This is a genomic window from Roseburia faecis (genome assembly GCF_001406815.1).
Taxonomy (GTDB): domain Bacteria; phylum Bacillota; class Clostridia; order Lachnospirales; family Lachnospiraceae; genus Roseburia; species Roseburia faecis.
Genome location: NZ_CVRR01000033.1, coordinates 105,178 through 127,442, shown reverse-complemented (window position 1 = coordinate 127,442; position 22,265 = coordinate 105,178). Strand labels below are relative to the sequence as shown.

Below are 22,265 nucleotides of genomic sequence, written 5' to 3'. Positions count from 1 at the left end.
TACTCAAATTTTATGTTTTTATTTTTGAAACAGACTCCGGATCATATCAAACAGCTTTTCAAAAAAGGCTGCTATCTTCTGTCCGATATTCTTGTCCGCAAGCTGATTCTGCAGCTGGGAAGCCCATGCAGATGCCTGATTTTTAATGGAATCCCAGTTCAGGTCCAGTCCCTGCAGTTTTTTCATCAGACCAAGAAGTTTCTGCTTGTCATCGTCCGATAATTTCAGATCATATTTATCCGCAAGTTTTTCAATCGCCTGTTCCATCTCCTCCGGCGTTTTGATCTTTCCACTGGCAATCTGCCCTTTCAGATCTGCAATCATCGCCTCCACATCATTGGAATCGCCGTCAATGCTCTGCTCAAGATCTCCGGTTGTGACAAGTTCATCCATTGCAACATCCACAACCGATTCATCCAGTTCCTTTCCGGTCAGTTTTTCATATGCCTCAAACGTTCCGACCAGTGCTGCCGTCCCGGAAAGCGGAAACGGTCCCGCAACAATCACATTGGCATCTTCCACCCCTGCAGTGGCAAGTGCGTTCTTGTACATGCCCGCCGTACAGTAGTTAATGTTGTATGTGGATACCTTCAGCCCGTTACCGGAATCTGCCAGGGAAACCAGCACGGAAGAAAGCGCTTTCGTTCCGATCTGTTTTTTCGGAACATAAGAATCCAGATACTGATGTTCTTCTGCATTGCTCACATAAACCACATCATATTTATCAAAATCCGCCGCTTCGATCCCCATATAAGATAACACGGTATGCTGCTGGTCTGCAGTCAGATCCGCTCCGAGCGCCAGATATGGCTTGTCGTCCAGTGTAATTTCCACATCATCCCCGTTATCTTCCTGTGCATCCTCTGCCTCTGTCGCATACACCGGTGCCGGAACTGCTGCACTTCCAAGAACCATGCCTGCCACAAGAATACCTGCCATATATTTTTTCAAACCTTTCATTTTTACCTCCATTCATAATCCAGAACAAATGTATTTCCCTGCACATGTGCTTTTGCCATGGCCCCGGTAACAACCGGCATCATAGGAGCCATGTGTCCGATGTCCAGATCCATGATCACCGGAACCTGATACTCTGCCAGCAGATCGGTTACTGCCCGGTAATGATCAATCCCGAATGCTTCTTCTCCGAAACACACCGGCCGTCCGATCAGAAATCCCTTCACATGCGAAAACCATCCGGCCTCTTTCATCTGCCAGATGGCACGGCGGATGGACATCACATGCAGATCACAGGCTTCCAGAAACCAGAGAAATCCATCCTCTTTATACCGCTCCTGAAATTCTTTTACGTGATCAAAGCGCGTACCGAGAAGGTTTACCAGACAATCCATACATCCGCCGATCAGTCTTCCCTCCATTGTAACATTTTCGGCTCCCTGTGGAAATACTTTCAGTTCCACCGGCTCCGTCACATGATACGGCGCCAGCGGATGTTCTTCATCTTTGACAGATTCTTTCTCCCACAGATCATAATTATGCACACGGGTAATCTTTCCGCAGAGCAGATCCAGTGCGTCCTGCACGGCCGGATGCCACGGTTCCATTCCAAACGCGGCTGCGCACGGTCCGTAAATGGCGGCCGTATCTGCAATCGTTGCAGATAAGAACGTAAAATTGGTATTATCGGAAAACCCCATATACCACTTTGGCTTCGCCTGCGCAATCCCTGCGAAATCAATATACGGAACAACTTCACACATCAGCTCCCCGCCACCGCAGGAAATAATGACGTCATTTTCGGTTCCGCAATAGCTTTCATTCAGTTCTTTGCCACATAATGCCGGGTCGTTGCTGATCCCGATTCCCTTATCCACCAGACAATTCGGCCCCATCTGTGTATGATATCCCATCTGCCCAAACCGTTCTCTTGCATGTGCAAATGCTGTATAATAAGGTTCTGTCGCACAGCCGAATGACGGCGCAACAAATCCGATCGTTCCATGTTCTTTTAAAAATTCCGGAAATCTCATATTCACTCTCCTTTTTCGTTTCAGGCTTTTCCTGTTTCCTCATTATATAAGAAAAAAGACCGCAGTGCAATCCACTGACGGTCTCTCATACACAGTAACAACAAATATTTATCCCGCATACTGCGCAAACTGATAACGGAATTTCTGTAAAAAATACAGATAGTAGGATTTCATATTAAACCACAGGGAAAAATCCTTGCGATAATGAAATTTTGTAACATATAAAATTCCCTGACGATTGCACCATATATAAATATCATTCAGCCCAAGCCGCTTGATTCCGCGGATATTGCGCAGAAAGGTCTCAATTTTTGATAACTCTCCCTCATCACGGGCATACAGATGAAAAATGGTATTCGGGCATTCGATCAGAATATGTCCTGCCGGCTTTTCTGCCATATCATATACCTCCCTGATTACTCCTCTTATATGTATCTATGGTACTACAATATCTGTCAAAAAACCAGTCAATTTTACACATTTTTCCAATTATTTCACACGCCTTCTGCATTTGAAAAATCCGGAATAAAACTTTCTTTTGCCACCCCCGGCTCCTGAATGAAAGCCTGGGTAATTCCAAGCGCAATCGCAGCGTCCACATAGCGGTCATATGTGCGCCGGCTCACCCGGTGCGCAAGTTCCGGATAATCTCTGACATGTTCTAGCGGCGTATACTGACTCATCAGACTCACATAGATTTTATTCTGGTATGTTTCATATAAATACCGGACAATGTTTCTGGCATCTTTCAGACATCCGGGCAAAAGCAGCTGGCGCACAATCACACCCCTCTTCATCACAGCTTTCTCGCAGGCTTCCTCTGGCACGTCTTCGCCTCTTTTTTCTTCCCACGCAAACACCGGCCGGGGCTGCTGACGCACCATCTCTGCAATTGCAGCCTTTGCTGTCTGCGGATAATCTGGTGCATGGGAATATTTTGCCGCAAGAAACGGGTCCATATACTTAAAATCCGGAAGATAAATATCCACGATTCCTTCCAGTGCCTTGATGGTATCCACATTCTCATAGCTTCCCGTATTGTATACAATAGGAACCGCAAGTCCCTGCCGTCTCGCCTGTTCTACCGCCCGGATGATATGCGGCACATACTGCCCCGGTGTAACCAGATTGATATTGTTCGCCCCCTGTTCCTGCAGTTCCAGAAAAATCTCCACCAGCCGTTCCGGTGTGATTTCTTTTCCCGCAGTCCCCTGTGCAATCGGCTCATTCTGACAAAACACACAGTGCAGGGCACAGCCGGAAAAAAAGACGGCTCCCGAACCTTTTGTTCCGCTGATACACGGTTCTTCCCAGAAATGCAGAGCCGCCCGTGCTACCTTTAATGTCTCTGTCACCCCACAGATTCCAGTTTTTCCCTTACTGCGCTGCGCCCCGCATGTGCGCGGACACAGCATGCAATTGTCATAGAAATTATGATTTTTCATTTGTTTCACTTGCGATTCCTTTCCAAAACCTCTACAATGAAGTACACATACATTATATCATTTTAAGGAGCTACATATGAATCAGTCAAACTGTATGGTCGCACAGTCAGGCGGCCCAACCGCAGCAATCAACGCCAGTCTCGCCGGAGTCATCTCCGGAATAAAAAAGTCCGGCAAGTACGACACCTGCTACGGGGCAATCAATGGAATCCTCGGTATTTTAAATGAGCGTTATCTGAATCTTTCCCAGATGATCCCGGATGAAAAAAACCTTAACCGGTTAAAAGTTACACCGGCCATGTATTTAGGTTCCTGCCGGCACAAACTTCCGGACTACAAAGATGACGACTCTGCTTATGTATTCATCTTCAACCAGTTTGCAAAGTTAAACATCAAAGCCTTTTTCTATATCGGTGGCAATGACTCCATGGATACTGTACTTAAATTATCCGATTATGCCGCCAAAATCAAGAGCGACATCCGGATTATCGGAGTTCCAAAGACCATTGACAACGATCTATGCATGATCGACCACACACCCGGATTCGGTTCTGCCGCCAAATACATTGCATCCACAATGCTGGAAATTGCACACGATACGTTTATTTACGCGGTAAAAAGCGTCACTATCGTAGAAATTATGGGGCGCGATGCCGGATGGCTCACTGCTGCCAGTGCCCTGGCGCGAAATGACTACAACACCGCCCCGCATTTTATTTATCTCCCGGAAGTTGCATTTGACAAAGAGCAGTTTCTGACCGATATCCGGAACAAATTAAAAACATTAAACAATGTGATTGTTGCCGTATCCGAGGGAATCCGTGACAAAAACGGAGACTACATCACAGCTTCCAAAGCAGTGGCTGACCAGTTCGGACACCAGCAGCTCTCCGGAGCCGGAAAAGCACTTGAATTTCTGGTCAAGGAAAACATCGGCGTCAAAGTCCGTTCCATAGAAATCAATGTATTGCAGCGCTGTGCCTCCCATCTGGCATCTGCTACCGATCAGTCAGAGGCATTTGCACTCGGAGAACATGCTGTTTTGCTCGCTGAGGAAGGTGTAACCGCCTCCATGGTAACCCTGACGCGCACCTCGAATACCCCATATGCGGTAGCCTATGACCATGCCCCGATCCGCGGCATTGCCAATGAGGCAAAATCCATCCCGCGTGAATGGATCAATGCACACGGAAACGATATCCGTCAGGAGCTTTACAACTATCTTTACCCATTAATCCAGGGAGAGGTTTCTCTCACCTATCAAAACGGTGTACCGGTGTATATGCCGGTTCCTCATTTAAAACCAGATCACGTCTCATAAAAAGGAGAGTTTTATGGCAAAACGAACAACCTCTTTGAGGGTACTCCGCGGCATTCTCTGCGGTACAGGTGCAGCTGTCATCGGCGTCTATGCAGGTTTTTGTGTTTATTACCACGGGCATTATTTCCCCCATACAACCATCGGTGGGATTTCCTGTGGCAACCAGACTGCGGATGATCTGGAAGCAAAAAACATTGCTTCCGCGCAAAATTACCAGCTGCACATAACGGATCGCAAAGGGAACAAATACACACTTTCCGGAAGTGACTTTTCCTATACTTACAAACGTTCCGGTGAAGAACAATCGCTTGTAAAACAGCAGAAAATCCTGTTGTGGCCGGTTGCCCTGTTTCAAAAACACCAAATAGATCTGAACCGTTCTTTTCACTACGATGAAACTGCATTAAACCAGCTGACCGATGCGCTGGCTATCTTTGATCCTTCCTATATCGAAGCACCGGAGAATGCACATCTGCGTATTACGGATGATGATTATACCATCGTAAATGAGACACCAGGAAATACCCCCATCCGCGATGAGATCATAAAGGAAATCCAAAAAGCCATAGACGATCAGGAAACTACACTCACGCTTTCCGATGCCTGCTACGAAAAACCGTCCGTAACGGCAGATGACCAGCAGATTGCAGATACGGTTTCACAGCTTGACCGGTATATGGCCGCAACCGTCACCTACGAAATCAAAGGAGCTGATGAAGGGCTGGATAAAGCCGGTATCCTGTCTTTACTTGACCTCAAAAAAGACGGTTCGGTTTCCATCAATGATACCCGGCTGACTTCCTATGTCCAGCATCTGGCAAGTACTTACAACACCTATGGGGATGTACGGAAATTCAAGACAAGCAAAGGGGACACCGTAAAAATCGGCGGTGGCGATTACGGCTGGGTAATTGACAAATCCAAAGAAAAAAAAGAGCTCTTAAAAGACTTAAAAGGTGGAAAACCTGTAAAACGGGAACCTGTCTATGAGCAGCGCGCCATGCAGAGCGGACTGGATGATATCGGCAATACTTATGTGGAAATTGACTATACCAGCCAGCATCTCTGGTATTACAAGGACGGATCACTTGTCACAGACACCGGCATTGTTTCGGGAAACATCAGCCGCGGAAACGGCTCACCGGATGGCATCTTTAAGATTGCATACAAACAGAAAGATGCCACACTTGTCGGCGAAAATTATGCGTCCGATGTCAGATATTTCATGCCGTTTGCCTACAATGTCGGCATCCACGATGCAAGCTGGCGCAGCACATTTGGCAAAGAGATCTACAAAACTTCCGGTTCTCACGGCTGTATCAATGTGCCTCCGAAAAAGGCAAAAAAACTGTTTCAGACTCTACAGGTCGGCACTCCGGTAATTGCCTATTACCGGGAACCGGTTACGCTGACGGCAGAAAACACACGCATCTCCAATGCATACTCTTATAAAGCCGAAACCGGGCTTTAACCCTGATCAAACTGACTGTTATACAGCGTTGCATAAAAGCCGTTCTGTGCCAGCAGGGTATCATGATTTCCCTGTTCGATAATCTTTCCGTCTTTCATGACCAGAATACTGTCTGCCTCCCGGATCGTGGAAAGACGATGCGCCACAATGAAACTTGTACGTCCCTTCATCATCGTCAGAAATGCCTTCTGTATACGGATTTCCGTTCTTGTATCAATAGAGGAAGTAGCCTCGTCAAGAATCAGCATCGGCGGAAGGCATAACATGACACGGGTAATACAAAGAAGCTGCTTTTGTCCCTGTGACAGATTGCCCCCATCTTCTGTAATCTCAGTATCATACCCTTTCGACAGTCTGCGGATAAAGCTGTGTGCATGGCTTGCTTTTGCCGCTGCAATCATTTCTTCCTCGGTTGCATCCGGTTTTCCCATACAGATATTCTCCCGGATGGTTCCCTTTTTCAGCCACGTTTCCTGTAATACCATTCCATAATTTTTCCGCAGGCTGTGTCTGGTCATGTGCATCACATCATGTCCGCTCACCTGGATATGCCCGGAATCAGCATCATAAAAACGCATCAAAAGATTAATCAGTGTCGTTTTTCCACATCCGGTTGGGCCGACAATGGCAATCCTCTGTCCCGGCTGTACATGCAGATTAAAATCCTCGATCAGCTTCTGCTCCGGCACATAGGAAAAATACACATGGTCAATGTCTACCGTTCCGTCTGCCTGTTCTAACTGATACGCATCTGCTGCATCCGGCTCTTCTTCTTTTGCCTCAATCAGTTCAAAGAAACGCGCCGCACATGCCAGGGCATTCTGCAATTCTGTCACAACCCCCGAAATCTCATTAAACGGCTTGGTATACTGATTTGCATAAGACAAAAAACAGGAAAGATTTCCGACAGAAAATGCTCCGCCTGTCAGAATAACGGCAAGTGCTCCCGTAATTCCCACAGCTGCATATACCAGACTGTTAACAAAACGTGTACTCGGGTTCACCAGACTCGAAAAAAAGGTTGCCCGCAGCGAATATTTCTGCAGACGGTCATTTACATCCGCAAACTGTCCGAGTGCTTCCTTTTCATGGCAAAATGCCTGTACGACCTTCTGATTTCCGACCATCTCTTCAATCAGCGCTGTCTGTTCTCCTCTCGTCTGCGTCTGCAGCTGAAACATGGAATACGTCTTTTTTGCAATAAAGCCAGCCACAAACAAAGAAATCGGTGTCAGAAGCACAACCACTACAGTAATCTTAACATTGACAAAGAGCATAAACAGCAAAGTACCGATGATCGTTGCCAGACCGGTAAACAGCTGTGTGAATCCCATCAGCAGACCATCCGCAAACGTGTCCACATCCGCAATGATACGGCTGACCATGTCCCCATGGGAATGACTGTCAATATAAGACAACGGCAGATGCTCGATCCTCTCAAACGCATCCCTTCGGATATCACGGACAATATTGTATGTCATACGGTTATTGCACATATTCATAATCCACTGTGCCGCAGCCGTGATGCCAATTACAATTACGCCTTCTTTTGCAATTGCAAGAATCCCCGGAAAATCCACATTTCCTTTGTCCAGAATCAGGTCAATCGCCCGTCCGGTCAGAATCGGGAAATACAGAGTCAGTGCCACTGTCACCGTTGCCAGCACAACAGACAGAATCAGTATGGGAATATAGTGTTTCAGATAATGCATCACTTTTTTTAGTGTTGCAATCTGTCCGGTCATGTTCTTCTGCTTAGACATTTCCTGCACCTCCGTTCTTTCTCAGATCTTCTTTCTTAAACTGAGATTCATAAATCTCACGATAAATTTCACAGTTTTCAAGCAACTCCTCATGCGTTCCCAGTCCCACTGCCTGTCCGTCATCCATCACCAGTATCTGGTCTGCAAACTGGATGGAGGAAGTTCTCTGGGAAACAATAAATATGGTTTTATTTCCCTGCAGATTACGCAGTGCGGCCCTCAGGCGCGCATCGGTGGCAAAATCCAGTGCCGACGCACTATCATCGAGAATCAGGATCTCCGGATCTTTTACAACGGCACGGGCAATCGTCAGACGCTGCTTTTGTCCGCCGGAGAGATTTCGTCCGCCCTGTTCAATCACATAATCCAGACCGCCTTCTTTTCCCTTTACCACATCCGCTGCCTGAGCCACTTCAATCGCATGCCACAACTGTTCCTCTGTCGCATCCGGATTTCCCCAGCGCAGATTCTGTGCAATCGTTCCCTGAAACAATACGGCTTTCTGCATGACAACACCAATGCGCTGCCGCAGATCCGCAAGCGGATACTCACGCACATCGGTTCCCGCAACTTTTATACTTCCCTGGGATACATCGTAAAAACGCGGGATCAGGTTGACCACCGAACTTTTACCGGAACCGGTTCCACCGATAATTCCGATTGTCTGTCCTTTTTTCACTTTCAGATTAATATCTGTAAGAGAATCCTGCGCATTTCCCGCATATTTCATAGAAACATGGGAAAATTCCACCTCCAGTTCACCGGATGCGCTTTTCTTTGTCTCTGTGACAGAATCCGTAATCGTCGGTACTGTCTCAAGTACCTCCTGAATACGGTTTCCACAGGCAATCGCCTTATTGATGGTAATGATCAGATTTGCAAGTTTTACCAGCTCCACCAGTATCTGTGACATATAGTTTACCAGTGCAATCACCTCACCCTGACTGATCCGTCCGATGTCAACCTGCCGGCCTCCGACCCAGATCACCGCAATAATTGCGAAATTAATAATCACATAAGTCAGAGGGTTCATCAATGTGGAAATTCTTCCTACCAGCATCTGAATCTTTGTCAGATAAGCGTTGCTCTCATTAAAATCCTTCGTTTCCTCTTCCTGCTTGTTAAAGGCACGGATGACACGGGCACCGTCTAAATTTTCCCGCGTGTGTCCGAGAACTTCATCAAGCCCGCGCTGTACTTTCTTAAACAGCGGGATACTGACAAGCATCACGGAAAAAACAACAACCGACAAAAGTGGAATTGTAACGACGAAAATCAGCGCTGCCTTTACATCCACGGTAAATGCCATGATCATGGCACCAAATACAATAAACGGAGACCTTAAAAACAGCCGGAGTACCATATTGACGCCCGACTGCGTCTGGTTGATATCGCTGGTCATACGTGTGATCAGCGTAGAAGTCCCAATGGTATCCATTTCCGAAAAAGACAGTTTCTGAATATGGGAAAACAGTGCATAGCGGACTTTGGTAGAAAACCCTACCGCCGCTTTCGCCGCAAAGTACTGTGCCGTAATCGAACATGCCAGTCCAATCAGTGCAAGCAGCACCATAACGCCTCCCATCTTAAAAATATAAGACTTGTTTGATGCCGCAATTCCATGATCGATAATCGCTGCCACAACAAGCGGAACAATCAGTTCAAAAGATGCTTCTAACAGCTTAAACAGCGGCGCCAGAATACATTCTTTGCGGTATTCGTTCAGATAAATCAGTAATTTTCTCATAATCCCTTTTCCTTTATATTTATTTGCCTGAATCATTATAACACTCACACCCAGGGGATTCAACAGCTTTACCCGTCCTCTCCCGGAACCAGGCAACGACAAAAAGACCGGCACGAGCCAGTCTCTTTGCAATAAAGTATGTTGAACATTTAATTAATGGCACCCATGACAGTTCTTGCAGTCACCACCACAGGTTATGGATTTTCCATTTTTTTTGTCTTTGATGATACTTCTAATCACAAGAGAAACCACTACTAACAAGATGATTAATACGATTGCGGTACCCATTACTACCACTCCTTCCATCAAACAAAGAGGACGATCCATACGTTTTTTCTGATTCAATGTTAGTATATCCTAACTCCCATTAGTTGTCAACAACTTTTGTTAATTTTTTTGCTAGACCATTTACGCAGATTATGTTATAATCCTACTTAATGAAACAAAAGGTAACATTGGGAGGAATCAATCATGCATAGTACGGAATCATCCGAGAATTATTTAGAGACTATTTTAATATTAAGTAAAAAACTTCCGGTGGTGCGTTCCGTTGACATTGCCAACGAACTTGGCTTTAAAAAATCAAGTGTCAGTATCGCCATGAAAAATCTCCGTGAAAAAAATCAGATCACGGTCACAGACGCCGGATTTATATATCTGACAGACGAAGGACGTGCCATCGCAGAAATGATCTACGAGCGGCATGAGCTGCTTTCCAAAGGACTGGTCGCATTGGGTGTCGATCCGAAAGTAGCTACAGAAGATGCATGCCGTATTGAGCATGTGATCAGTGCCGAAAGTTTTGCGGCTATCAAGAAACATCTTCATCTGCCAAAAGACGCAGAATAATCTTTCCTGCCGGAATATACGAATACATAAATAGAACCGGATACCGCTTTTTGTTTATCGCAAATTACGGTATCCGGTTTTTTATTCTTTGTTTGGGTTTGCAGCATCGTCATAGGTATCCAGAAAATGATGTCTTATCCCATCTTTTTTATATCCAATCACGGTATTTAAATTTACATTCTCCACACTGCGGAAAATATTTTTAGCTACATAAGGATTCTCCTGTTCAAGACTATGGATCAGACGCTTCACATCTGCTCTCTTTGACCCTTTTTCTGTTCCTCCACAGGATGCACACCCTTCGGTAAAACGGCAGGCACACTGAATGAAATGCAGGTCATTGTACTGTGCCCAGTGGATAATATCTGCTTCCCTCACAAGATACAGTGGGCGGATCAGTTCCATTCCCTCAAAATTTGTACTGTGCAGCTTCGGCATCATCGTCTGAATCTGCGCACCGTACAACATTCCCATCACAATGGTCTCGATGACATCGTCAAAGTGGTGTCCAAGCGCGATCTTATTGCATCCTAATTCCCGTGCTTTACTGTACAGATACCCTCTGCGCATCCGTGCGCAAAGATAACACGGGGAATCCGTAATATCCACAACCGTATCAAAAATTTCTGTCCGGAACACCGTAATCGGAATATTGAGCATTTTCGCATTATTTAAAATTGTCTGGTAATTCACCTCATTATATCCCGGATTCATAACCAGAAAAACAACTTCAAAATTTTTCTTTCCGTGCCGTTCCAGCTCCTGAAATAACTTTGCCATGAGCATGGAATCCTTTCCTCCGGATATGCACACTGCAATCTTATCTCCATCCTGTATCATTTCATACGCATTGATCGCTTTTGTAAAAGGTCTCCATACGGTCTTTTTAAATTTTTTAATAATGCTTCGTTCCGCATCAGCAGCCTTGTCTGCTAATCGTTCTGCAGTCCCGTCATCTTCCTTCATAAAATCGGCCAGTTTCTTGCGCAGATAGGAACGATATCCTCCCTCAATGCTGTAAATCTCATACCCTTGTTCTGACAAATCTTCCGCAATTTCATCGCTTCTTTGCCCGGTATAGCAAAACAGATACACTGGCAGCTCCTTCGGGATCTCCCCAATGTGCTCCATAAATTCTTCCCAGAAAATATGTTTTGCGCCGGGATAAGTTTCCTTTATATAATCCTGCTCACTTCTTATATCGATGACCAGCTTTTCTCTCTGGTCCTTTTGCAATTCCTCTACAGTTTTTCGGTACATGCCATTTCTCCAATTCTTGAATTGTTGCGTAAAATCCATTCCTCATTATAGCATTGTACTCTGCCCTGAACAAGTCTCAATTCCTATAACTTCTATCCGGCTTCATCATGCTCCCGGATCATTTTAAACAGTTGTACACGATTGCGTATTCCCAGTTTCCGGTATATGTTTAAAATATGTTTTTTGAGCGTATTGGTGCTGATGGTCAGTTCCTCGCAGATCACCGGATTTTCCTTTCCCTGCATCAGATTTCGAAGGATCGTATCCTCCCGCCGCGTCAGTCCATATTGTTCCACGGCCTGCGTTACCGTAAGCTTTTCTCCTTCCTCCCCTGCCCGTCTTTGATGCTTTTCCATCCGATAGGCCAGATGGTCTTTGAGCATATCGAGAACAAAAATGTCATCGTATTTAAAATTTTCCTTTCCAATGGTACGATAAAACGTAATTGTACCGAGGAAATGATGATCTTTTGCGATCACAACCTGCAGCGAATAATGCCAGTTATTGGGCTTATATACCTTCTTATAATATTCCATTTCCACACGCGACTCATCACTGATAATATCCGTCTCCCGATAAATCAGCGATTTCCCGCTGAGCATAATCCCTCTGCTGTAATCCAGTTCCTCATATTCTTCCGATAGATTACTGTCGCAATTATACATCACCGGCCGGTCCAGTTTCTTTTCATCCTCCACGGATGCCAGATAAAAATCAGCACTGTCAAAATCCACCAGCAGTTTTAACTGTTCTAACAGTTCTTTTCGCATTTCATCAAAATCTTCCATCGTATAGACTTTATAAATGATTGTGTTTAAAATAATCCAATCGTTGGTTTCTAATGTTTTCATTTGTGTTTCTCCTATAATTTTTTATTTCATAGGAATTTAACACCAAACGACATTTCCTATGAAATAAAAAACGACGCACCTCACTGAGGTACGCCGTCTTTGGCTTTTATGCTTTCAGTTTAACACTATTTAATTACAAAAGCAAACCAATTTTACCTATTTTTGATTTTTTTGATTTTTTCCTTTTCCCCTGATGACTTTTTTCAAAAATGTGCTATAATAAAATACGAAACGCAGATGTAGTTCATCGGTAGAATACCAGCTTCCCAAGCTGGGGAGGCGGGTTCGATTCCCGTCATCTGCTTTTTCTATGAGAAAGGCGTCCTTTTTTTCCGGACGCCTTTTCTTTTTCAATGATTAACGATAGTAATACGCGCCGCCCTTTCTGGTGATCGTAGCATTACGCAAATCAAATTTCTTTTTCTTCAAAGAAGACTTTTTCAATGTGAACTTAACATCTTTTGTCGAATAAGAAGAAACGGTAACATTGTATCTGCTCGTTTTATACGTACCAATCGTTTTTCCACTAGCATCTTTCACAACAATGTTGACATCCTTCAATGCGGTAATATAGTCTGTCGTATTATTGACAATTCTAGCTGTCATAACAAGATTTCCAGACTTATCAAAAGAAGCTTTATAAACTTCCATCACACATTTATTGTAATCCACATCGCTACTGCTTAACTTTACGGATGAAAATTTATTTTCCTTTACGGTTACCTTACAGGTCAGATTCTCTCCATCTTCTGTCACAGCATAAACCGTTGTTTTTCCAGCTTTGACGCCGGTTACTTTACCATTCTTATCTACTTTGGCAATTTTGGAATCTTTAGACTTCCATGCTTTTACCTTTGCTCCGGTAACAGAAAGCTTCTTGGTGTATCCTTTGGTAACAACCGCATTGGCATTGCTGATCTTTGCACCACCATTGTACTGATACATGTATAAAAGATATTTTGTACTCTGTGAAAATGTAATTCCGTAATAGTAATCCCCGGCATCCACATTTGGAACAGGATCTACAAAATAATACACACCTTCTTCATACTCCCAGCTGGTAGAAGATGATGATATCTGATAAGGGTTATCTGCCCGCTGTACTTTATTTCCCACACTGTCGTATACCGTAATTGTCATATCGACAGGTGCTTCTGTCACGATCTGTGCAACAAATCCATAACTTTTGGTCAGAGAAAACGGTGTCTTTACTTCTGTTCCTGCTGTCGCCTGTTCTGTCTGTGTAGGTGCAATAATTGTAGTAAACTTCTCTGCTGCCTCAACTTCTGTTGTGCCAACACATACCGTTGTGAACACCAGCACCAGTGCCAGCATAAAAGTTACAATTCTTCTGGTTCCATTTGTTTTCATAATTTTTCCCTTTCTATCTGTATGTTGTTCTACCTTTATAGTATCACATATCAAAAAGGAAACCGCAAGTCGTTCTTTCTTCCTATTTTAACAGTCTTTGACGAGATCTTTAACCACTTCCCCGGCAATGATCAGTCCGACCACCGACGGCACAAATGCCACACTTCCCGGAATCGCCCGGCGCTCCGTACACTTGTGCTTTGCTCCCGGCGGACAGATACAGTTTGAGCGGCAGCTGATCGCCATATCCTCTACCGGTTTGATCGGTTCTTCCCTGGAATACACAACCTTTAATTTCTTTACGCCCCGTTTCTTTAACTCTCTGCGCATAACTTTTGCTAACGGACATACACTGGTCTTGTAAATATCTGCCACTTCAAATTTACTGGCATCTAACTTGTTTCCAGCCCCCATACTGCTGATAATCGGAATGTTCATCTCTTTTGCTTTCATCACCAGCGCAATTTTTGCAGTGACCGTATCTACCGCGTCCACAATATAATCATATTCTTCAAAAGGAAAGTCCTTTGCGTTTTCCGGCAGGAAAAAACAGTCATGGATTTCCACCTTCACATCTGGATTGATTTCGAGCATGCGCTCTTTCATAACTTCTGTTTTATATTTACCAACCGTCTTTCTTGTTGCGATGATCTGACGATTCAGATTCGTCAGACATACCTTGTCATCATCGATCAGATCAAAATATCCTACACCTGTCCGGACCAGTGCTTCACAGACGTATCCGCCCACACCACCGATTCCAAACACTGCCACACGGACATTTTTCAGCCGGTCCATCGCCTCTTTTCCGAGCAGTAATTCCGTTCTAGAAAACTGTGTTAACATATATGAACTCCTTTTATCCTATTTTCCCTATCGCAATACATTATATTATGGCAGATTCCAAACTGCAAGCCTCTCTTTCTATTTATATAATAGGGTAGAGGGAGAATAATTATCTCGCCCCTCCCATTGAACCGTACGTACGGATCTCGTATACGGCTCTACAACTTATATTCCAACTTTTGCTAAGTAATAGGATAAGGGATTGAGCAGACCAGCTCCATCTTTTATCCTATTTTCAAGTAAATCTTTACTGATAATGAAATTCACCACGTTCATTCCACTTCTTCTATACCACCCAAGTCTTGAATTCGCAACTTTATGAATATCTTCCTGACTGTATCCGTTTCGGTTCTTCCAGTTTAGATAACTTAGGTTTCTGTAGATGGTTTTCGGCTTCTTCCATTGCTTCATGACTATCATTCTTATTTTGTGTCTTAGCCACTGTCCAAGCTCTTCCACAAATTGCTTCATCAACCCGATTCTAAAGTAATTAATCCATCCTCGCACAATCTCATTTACTCGCTTGATTGTAACCACAAGAGGTCTTGCTATTGCTTTCCCTCTCTTCAGATATTCACACAGCTTCTTTTTAAGCTTCTTTTTCTTTTCATTGGTAGGTTTTACTTTCCACTCTCCACCGTTTTTCAGAAATGTGAATCCTAGGTATTTGCTTCGCATCGGTCTGACTACTTTCGTTTTTGTTGCATTTACTTTTAGAAATAGTTTCCGTTCCAGCCAATCACTTATGGAGTTCATCACCCGGTTAGCCGCCATTTCACTTTTAGTGAAAATTAATACATCATCTGCATACCTTGTAAAGCGGAGTCCTCTATGTTCCAGTTCTTTGTCCAGCTTGTCCAAGTAGACATTTGAACATACGACTGAAAGAGGACCTCCTTGCGGCACGCCGGTAATAGTTGCTTTTTCCAAGCCGTTTTCCATTACACCTGCTTTCAGATATTTCCGAATCAGATTTAATGTGGTACTGTCATTTACTTGTTCTCTTAGTATCTGAATTAATTTGTCGTGATTTACCTTGTCAAAAAACTGTTCTATATCTATATCCACTACCCATTCATACCCATCATTCAAGTATTCCAATGCCTGTCGAATGGCATCATGACAACTTCTTCCGGCTCTGAATCCATAACTATAGTCACTGAATATCTCTTCATAAATATCAGATATAGGCTGTGCTATTGCCTGCTGGATAGTTCTGTCAAGTGCTGTGGGTATTCCCAATGGTCTTTTCTTACCATTGTCTTTCGGAATGTATACTCTTCGGACTGGTTTCGGTATATATGTTCTGTTTCTAAGAGATGTAACGATTTTCTCTCTGTTCTTCCTTATATAATCTCCCAGTTCTTCTACAGTAACTCCATCAACACCACTCGCACCTTTATTGGCAACTACCTTTTTATAGGCTCTGTTCAGATTTTCTTTTGACAAGATCACTTCAATCAATTCCATTGTTGTTACTCCTCTGACTTATCCTAAAATTCATACATAACACCCCTCTAAGTATAAACAGTATTCCTCGGTTACGTTCCTACTTTTCCTGTCCACTCGATTTCTGGCTCATGTATTATTTTAAACATAACGATTCGTACTATAAATCGTTTCAGTCCTTCGGCTTTCGCCTACTATGACATCATCTGACTCCCTCTCTAAACCTTTTTTCGACCATACCTTTCAGTATGTGAGTAGGGTCTCCCGAGGTAAGACGCTAATCTTTCGTTCCACAACCTCTTGATTTACAACTTCGGTTTACGTTTACCTTTTGGGCTTTGGTTTGTCTAGCAACCTTACCCACCTAATCGCCTTATCAAGTTTCTGTACGTAGGCTCAAGAACTTTGTTACACCACTTCCTTCATCCATACCATTACTGGTACCGACTTGTGGTTCACTACACTTGGCGGTAAATACCCGTGACTGGACTTTCACCAGTAAGATTAGTGCCATGCTCGGCACACTAGAAGAAAAGCGGTCTGCCTTCCAGCAAACCGCTTTCTCTTTTTCAACTATTCAGAACCCGCCAATTGAAATCCGCGCATACACTTAATGGCCCCAATATCTTCCATTGCGTTTACCATGCGGTAAACGGTTGCAACGCCGATTTTTGGATCTACCTTTGATGCCTTGAAATAGATTTCCTTACAGCAGGAACAATCTTCCTCAAGGATAATATCCAGCAGCATCAGCCGCTGCTTGGTAATCCTACAGCCTGATTCCTTCAGTTTTTGAATAATCATTTCTCTCTGCATCATTTGGCATCTCTTCTTTTTCTATTTTGCTGACACAGTTTTCTTTGCGTCAAAGTTTAATGTGTTACTCTCCTTATAAGGACGGAACAGCAGATAAATAAATCCGATGATCAGTAAGAATGCTACAACGGTACCAACACCGAATGTACCAACTGTGATCAGTGTACCGATCTGGTAGATACACAGGGAAACAATGTAAGCTAAGATACACTGATATCCGATCGCAAACCAGAACCACTTCACGTTGTTCATCTCACGCTTGATCGCACCCATAGCTGCGAAACATGGTGCACATAACAGGTTGAACACCAGGAAACCATAAGCGGCAACCGGAGTCATAACCAAAGACAGTGACTTCCAGATTTCGGAACCATCTTCTGCAACTTCTGCAAAACCGAATAACTGTCCGAACGTAGCTACAACGTTCTCTTTTGCGATCAGACCGGATACAGCAGCAACTGCCATCTTCCAGCCGTTACCAGCCTTGGTCCAGCCAAGTGGTGCGAAGATCCATGCGATTGCAGAACCAACTTTTGCAAGAACACATTCTGCCTGGGCAGCCTCAAGAGCAGCACCCTCTAATCCGTCGAAATCAAGCATTCCAAAGGTTCCGTTGCTCCATCCGAAGTTCATTAAGAACCATAAAACAATTGTTGATAACAGGATAATTGTACCTGCTTTCTTGATGAAAGACCATCCACGCTCCCACATGCTGCGGAGTACGTTTCCAACGGTTGGCCAGTGATATGCAGGAAGCTCCATAACGAATGGTGCAGGATCTCCTGCGAACATCTTTGTTTTCTTTAAGATAATACCGGAACAGATAATTGCTGCAACACCTACAAAGTAAGCACTCCATGCAACCCATCCGGAATTATGGAAGAATGCACCTGCGATCAAAGCAATGATTGGAAGCTTTGCTCCACAAGGTACGAATGTTGTTGTCATGATTGTCATCTTGCGGTCACGGTCGTTCTCGATCGTACGGGAAGCCATAACACCAGGAACACCGCATCCACTACCAATCAGCATTGGGATGAATGATTTTCCGGATAATCCGAATTTACGGAAAATACGGTCCATGATAAATGCGATACGTGACATATATCCACAGGACTCAAGGAATGCCAGGAAAATGAACAGTACCAGCATCTGCGGTACGAATCCAAGTACAGCACCCACACCGGAGATGATACCATCTACGACAAGTCCTGTCAGCCAGCCGGCACAGTGAATATTCTCAAGTAAGGTTCTTGCTCCCGGAACAATCCACTCGCCAAACAATGTATCATTTGTCCAGTCGGTAAGGAATCCACCAACTGTTGTGATAGATACATAATATACGATAAACATAACCAATGCAAAAATCGGAAGTGCAAAAAAACGGTTCGTAACAAAACGGTCAATCTTATCCGAAGTGGAAAGTTTCTCACCCTTCTTTGCTTTTGTAAGACACTCTCCAATGATGGAAGAAATGTATACATAACGCTCATTGGTAATGATTGACTCGGTATCATCATCAAAATGATCCTCAAGTTCCCTGATCTCTGCAGATACATCTGGCATCAGACTTAAGAGTTCAGAAATCTTATCGTCTTTTTCCAGAAGTTTGATTGCGAAAAACCGCTTCTGTTCCTGTGGAATATCCGAGCTGATCTTATCCTCTACCTTTGCAATGATATCCTCAACCTCTGATGCGAACGCATGTGCAGGTGTGACTTTCTTCTTCTGATGTGCGAGAGCAACGGCCTTTTCTGCTGCCTTTGTAATTCCTGTTCCTTTCAGAGCGGAAATCTCAACAACTTCGCAGCCCAGTTTCTGGCTCAGCTTATCGATATGTATCACATCACCATTCTTGGCAACGATATCCATCATGTTTACTGCCATGATTACCGGGATACCAAGTTCCATGATCTGTGTAGAAAGATATAAGTTACGCTCAATATTTGTACCGTCCACAATATTGATGATTGCATCCGGTCTGTCTGCAACAAGATAATTTCTTGCTACCACTTCCTCCAGAGTGTATGGGGAAAGAGAATAAATACCCGGAAGATCCATGATGGTAACATCTTTATGCCCCTTCAGACGTCCTTCCTTTTTTTCTACTGTTACACCCGGCCAGTTACCAACAAACTGATTGGAACCGGTCAATGCATTGAACAATGTCGTTTTTCCGCAGTTTGGATTTCCTGCCAATGCAATTTTCACTGCCATAATTCTCCTCTTTTCTGTGCTGGCGCACTTTTGTTTTATCAGCCTTGCTAAAATTTGAAATCGCTAGTTTTTGTAAGCACCTGCTAGTTTTTGTAAGTCGCTACTAACCTTATGGTAAAAAAATTACTCTACCTGGATCATTTCAGCATCTGCTTTACGCAGGGACAGTTCATACCCTCTGACCGTAACTTCCACCGGATCTCCGAGTGGGGCTACTTTACGGACATAAATCTCTACGCCCTTGGTAATTCCCATGTCCATGATACGACGTTTTACAGGTCCTTCGCCTGTCAGTTTTGTAGCTTTGACAGTCTCGCCAACTTTTGCATCTTTTAATGTCTTCATCGCTGTTCCCTTTCTAAATCATTATTTTATTTGCCATATCCTTACCGATAGCAACACGCGCTTCTTTCACATTCACAATCATGTTTCCATCCGTTTCAGATATCACAGCCACTTTTCCCCCGACAACAAAACCAAGATTCTCAAGATGGCGTCTTGTTTCTTCTTTTCCACCGATCTTTTTGATCTCATTCTCTTCTCCTGCTTTGCACATTGTTAAAGGCATCATAAAAACATCCTCCTGCTTTCCGCCGCGTGCAAGCGACTTTATTGAGAATCATTTCCATCTCTTACGTCAGTTAGTATATGCTAACGGCCATAAGTTGTCAATAACAAAATAATATTTTTTCAGCTTATCCGACATTTTTTTCTTAAATAATCAGGTACCAGCACACAAAATTTCTCCGTTATTAAGCGTTTGCAAGTGCTTTCCCAAGTGCCTTGCACTGTTCCATTGCATCTGCATCCGGAGCCTCCTGACAGATGACACCTTCTCCTCCTACGATCGTTGCGCCGGCTCCACTCATACGTGCTTCCCAGTCACGCATCCACTGGCCGTCACCCCATCCGTAAGAACCAAACAGTCCAATCTTCTTTCCGGAAGCAAATCCTTCCACGTCTGCAACAAACGGCTCCATCTCACTCTCTTCGAGTACTTCTGCTCCCATGGCAGGACATCCTAATGCAAATACACCCTCTCCCTTTAACTCGTCAATGTTCATATCGCTGACAAATACAGCTTCCGCCTCTTTGCCTGCCTCTTTGATTCCTTCCACGATGGCATTTGCCATGCTCTCTGTGTTTCCACCCTGTGTCCAAAATACAACTGAAATCTTACTCATTTTAAATTCTCCTTTTCTTTTTATAATGTTATGATGCATATTGACAGTCACAATCAACCAGCTGCCAGATTTCCGTATTGCTGCAAATCGCAATAATCTCTTCAATGCGCATTCCATATGACAAAAGCTGGATCAGTTTTTCCCTGGAATGTTCATATTTCTGAAACAGCCGGATTTTTTCATGCGGTCTGTCATATACTTTCCAGTAACCCGAATACAAATAGTTTTTCCCCTGATTGTGGATGAATCCTTTTACATCCTCCGGCGGATATCCAAGCAAAAGTCCCATCTCATGCGGAAAAACTTTCTTTTCTTTCAAATACTGCTGATAATGTGTGCGAAACACCAGCAGCACCTGTTTTAAGTCTGTGTCGATATAACCGATCTCATGTAACAACGCAAGCACACTTTCCCCGGAAAAAAATTTTTCCAGGCGCTCCCTGTGATACAGGAACACGGTAATCTTCCCCGCATGAATTCCCAGCGGATAAATCGTCAGTTCACTTTCTTTAAAAATATCTTTCATCCGCTGGTAATCCTGTTTTTTGATATTCAGCAGATTCGATTCTTTCAGTCCGGTGATCAGCGGTGCACACTGAAATGCTATCTGAAGTTCGATCTCATCGCCACGCAGTTTACGCATGATCTCCCATATTTCTCTGCTCAAGTCCGTCGCCCCTTCCCAAAGTTAGTTATCTCTAACTAATAGAAAGAATACACGAAAAAACAGGCTCCCGTCAAGAGCCTGCATTGATATTTTTTATCAATTATATTTTATTTTGTGTATACCGCACCAGAGCATCCCGGTAAATAGCGCCCAGCCGGCTCGGAAGAACCTTTTTGTGCGTCACGGTACCGATATGCATATCCCCCTGTGCTTCCAACGGAACGGCAACAATATTCTCTCCGTTTAATTCCTCGTCAATCACCCCGCTGCAGACCGTATAACCATTCAGACCAATCAGCAGATTAAACAGGGTTGCCCGGTCTCTGACACGGATATTCTTCGGCCGGTCCACGGTACTGAATATCTCCTCGGAGAAATAAAAAGAATTGTGTTCCCCCTGTTCAAAAGAAAGATACGGATACGGCTCCAGTTCTTCGATTGTCACAGACTTTTTGCCCGCAAGCGGATTTTTCGTGCTCACAAAAATATGCGGTTTTGCCACAAAAAGCTCGGTAAACACAAGGTCATGTTCCTTGATCAGTTTCTCAAGTACGGTACGGTTAAAATCGTTCAGATAAAGAATTCCGATCTCGCTTTTCATCTGCGCGACGTCCTCTATGATTTCATACGTCTGGGTTTCCCGCAGACAGAAATCATACTTTTCGCTTCCATACTGCTCGATCAGTTCCACAAATGCATTGACTGCAAACGAATAATGCTGGGTGGAAACACAAAACTCCTGTTTCCGCCCGGCTTTTTTCTTATAAGTTTCCTCCAGCAGTGCCGCCTGCTCCAGAACCTGTCTGGCATATCCTAAAAATGTCTCACCCTCTTTGGATATGACAATTCCGCGGTTTGTCCGTTCAAAGATGGTAATCTCCATCTCTTTTTCCAGTTCCCTGACTGCTTTGGTCAGACTCGGCTGTGAAATAAATAATTTTTTTGCCGCGTCACTGATTGTCCCGGTCTGAGCAACGGTCGTAACATATTTCAACTGCTGTAAGGTCATAAAACATC

General features: G+C 44.0%; 21 protein-coding genes, 1 tRNA gene and 1 pseudogene. 4 read left to right on the top strand and 19 right to left on the bottom strand.

Annotation, left to right across the window (positions count from 1 at the left end):
* Positions 1-18 precede the first annotated feature (18 nt).
* The 4 genes from M72_RS10730 to M72_RS10715 form a co-directional block, all read right to left on the bottom strand.
* Complete coding sequence (locus tag M72_RS10730) at positions 19-960, bottom strand: DUF1002 domain-containing protein (protein ID WP_055068221.1); 942 nt, start codon at positions 958-960, stop codon at positions 19-21.
* A gap of 2 nt (positions 961-962) precedes the next feature.
* On the bottom strand, positions 963-1,991 hold the full coding sequence (locus tag M72_RS10725; protein WP_055068220.1) for a S66 family peptidase: 1,029 nt from the start codon (positions 1,989-1,991) through the stop codon (positions 963-965).
* 108 nt (positions 1,992-2,099) lie between these two features.
* Positions 2,100-2,390 (bottom strand): hypothetical protein, encoded by a 291-nt coding sequence (locus M72_RS10720; RefSeq protein WP_022046492.1) that lies wholly within the window; start codon positions 2,388-2,390, stop codon positions 2,100-2,102.
* A gap of 95 nt (positions 2,391-2,485) precedes the next feature.
* The gene (locus tag M72_RS10715; RefSeq protein ID WP_055068219.1) at positions 2,486-3,436 is read right to left on the bottom strand and encodes a radical SAM protein; all 951 of its coding nucleotides are present in this window, start codon (positions 3,434-3,436) and stop codon (positions 2,486-2,488) included.
* Positions 3,437-3,512: 76 nt separating this feature from the next.
* Between M72_RS10715 and M72_RS10710 the strand changes: the two genes are divergently transcribed.
* Positions 3,513-4,757, top strand: a complete 1,245-nt coding sequence (locus tag M72_RS10710) for a 6-phosphofructokinase (RefSeq protein ID WP_055068218.1) — start codon at positions 3,513-3,515, stop codon at positions 4,755-4,757.
* 13 nt (positions 4,758-4,770) lie between these two features.
* The gene (locus M72_RS10705; RefSeq protein ID WP_055068217.1) at positions 4,771-6,228 is read left to right on the top strand and encodes a L,D-transpeptidase family protein; all 1,458 of its coding nucleotides are present in this window, start codon (positions 4,771-4,773) and stop codon (positions 6,226-6,228) included.
* On the opposite strand, the gene M72_RS10700 is transcribed toward M72_RS10705, so the two are convergent.
* The 3 genes from M72_RS10700 to M72_RS10690 all read right to left on the bottom strand — a co-directional run bounded on the left by M72_RS10700 (position 6,225) and on the right by M72_RS10690 (position 10,026).
* Positions 6,225-7,991, bottom strand: coding sequence for an ABC transporter ATP-binding protein (locus tag M72_RS10700; protein WP_022046496.1), 1,767 nt, complete (start codon positions 7,989-7,991; stop codon positions 6,225-6,227). The genes M72_RS10705 and M72_RS10700 overlap by 4 nt on opposite strands.
* On the bottom strand, positions 7,984-9,738 hold the full coding sequence (locus M72_RS10695; RefSeq protein WP_055068273.1) for an ABC transporter ATP-binding protein: 1,755 nt from the start codon (positions 9,736-9,738) through the stop codon (positions 7,984-7,986). Before M72_RS10695 ends, M72_RS10700 begins: the two co-directional genes overlap by 8 nt.
* A gap of 153 nt (positions 9,739-9,891) precedes the next feature.
* On the bottom strand, positions 9,892-10,026 hold the full coding sequence (locus M72_RS10690) for a FeoB-associated Cys-rich membrane protein (protein WP_055068216.1): 135 nt from the start codon (positions 10,024-10,026) through the stop codon (positions 9,892-9,894).
* A gap of 183 nt (positions 10,027-10,209) precedes the next feature.
* Between M72_RS10690 and M72_RS10685 the strand changes: the two genes are divergently transcribed.
* The gene (locus tag M72_RS10685) at positions 10,210-10,587 is read left to right on the top strand and encodes a metal-dependent transcriptional regulator (protein ID WP_022046498.1); all 378 of its coding nucleotides are present in this window, start codon (positions 10,210-10,212) and stop codon (positions 10,585-10,587) included.
* 81 nt (positions 10,588-10,668) lie between these two features.
* On the opposite strand, the gene M72_RS10680 is transcribed toward M72_RS10685, so the two are convergent.
* Both M72_RS10680 and M72_RS10675 read right to left on the bottom strand, forming a co-directional pair.
* Positions 10,669-11,847 carry a PP-loop family protein gene (locus M72_RS10680; protein ID WP_055068215.1) on the bottom strand — a complete coding sequence of 393 codons (1,179 nt, stop codon included), beginning with the start codon at positions 11,845-11,847 and terminating at the stop codon, positions 10,669-10,671.
* Between the two features lie 92 nt (positions 11,848-11,939).
* Positions 11,940-12,698 carry a response regulator transcription factor gene (locus tag M72_RS10675; protein ID WP_055068214.1) on the bottom strand — a complete coding sequence of 253 codons (759 nt, stop codon included), beginning with the start codon at positions 12,696-12,698 and terminating at the stop codon, positions 11,940-11,942.
* A gap of 233 nt (positions 12,699-12,931) precedes the next feature.
* Between M72_RS10675 and M72_RS10670 the strand changes: the two genes are divergently transcribed.
* A tRNA-Gly gene (locus M72_RS10670) sits at positions 12,932-13,002 on the top strand.
* Between the two features lie 53 nt (positions 13,003-13,055).
* Here the strand turns inward: M72_RS10670 and M72_RS10665 are convergent.
* The 10 genes and pseudogenes from M72_RS10665 to M72_RS10620 form a co-directional block, all read right to left on the bottom strand.
* On the bottom strand, positions 13,056-14,069 hold the full coding sequence (locus M72_RS10665; RefSeq protein ID WP_055068213.1) for an Ig-like domain-containing protein: 1,014 nt from the start codon (positions 14,067-14,069) through the stop codon (positions 13,056-13,058).
* A gap of 87 nt (positions 14,070-14,156) precedes the next feature.
* Positions 14,157-14,915 carry a tRNA threonylcarbamoyladenosine dehydratase gene (locus M72_RS10660; RefSeq protein WP_055068212.1) on the bottom strand — a complete coding sequence of 253 codons (759 nt, stop codon included), beginning with the start codon at positions 14,913-14,915 and terminating at the stop codon, positions 14,157-14,159.
* A gap of 165 nt (positions 14,916-15,080) precedes the next feature.
* On the bottom strand, positions 15,081-16,385 hold the full coding sequence (ltrA, locus tag M72_RS10655) for a group II intron reverse transcriptase/maturase (protein ID WP_022045343.1): 1,305 nt from the start codon (positions 16,383-16,385) through the stop codon (positions 15,081-15,083).
* 591 nt (positions 16,386-16,976) lie between these two features.
* Positions 16,977-17,180 (bottom strand): annotated as a pseudogene (locus M72_RS10650) (transcriptional repressor); the annotation flags it as partial.
* A 21-nt stretch (positions 17,181-17,201) separates the two neighbouring features.
* Positions 17,202-19,397: a ferrous iron transport protein B gene (gene feoB / locus M72_RS10645; protein WP_055068210.1), complete on the bottom strand. Its 2,196-nt coding sequence runs from the start codon at positions 19,395-19,397 to the stop codon at positions 17,202-17,204.
* 123 nt (positions 19,398-19,520) lie between these two features.
* Positions 19,521-19,742: a FeoA family protein gene (locus M72_RS10640; RefSeq protein ID WP_022046949.1), complete on the bottom strand. Its 222-nt coding sequence runs from the start codon at positions 19,740-19,742 to the stop codon at positions 19,521-19,523.
* 13 nt (positions 19,743-19,755) lie between these two features.
* Positions 19,756-19,968, bottom strand: coding sequence for a FeoA family protein (locus M72_RS10635; protein ID WP_022046950.1), 213 nt, complete (start codon positions 19,966-19,968; stop codon positions 19,756-19,758).
* A gap of 181 nt (positions 19,969-20,149) precedes the next feature.
* Entirely contained in the window at positions 20,150-20,581 is a 432-nt protein-coding gene (locus tag M72_RS10630; RefSeq protein ID WP_055068209.1) for a flavodoxin, read from the bottom strand.
* Between the two features lie 28 nt (positions 20,582-20,609).
* On the bottom strand, positions 20,610-21,248 hold the full coding sequence (locus M72_RS10625; RefSeq protein ID WP_082413883.1) for a DUF3793 family protein: 639 nt from the start codon (positions 21,246-21,248) through the stop codon (positions 20,610-20,612).
* 100 nt (positions 21,249-21,348) lie between these two features.
* On the bottom strand, positions 21,349-22,257 hold the full coding sequence (locus M72_RS10620) for a LysR family transcriptional regulator (RefSeq protein ID WP_022046953.1): 909 nt from the start codon (positions 22,255-22,257) through the stop codon (positions 21,349-21,351).
* Positions 22,258-22,265 lie beyond the last annotated feature (8 nt).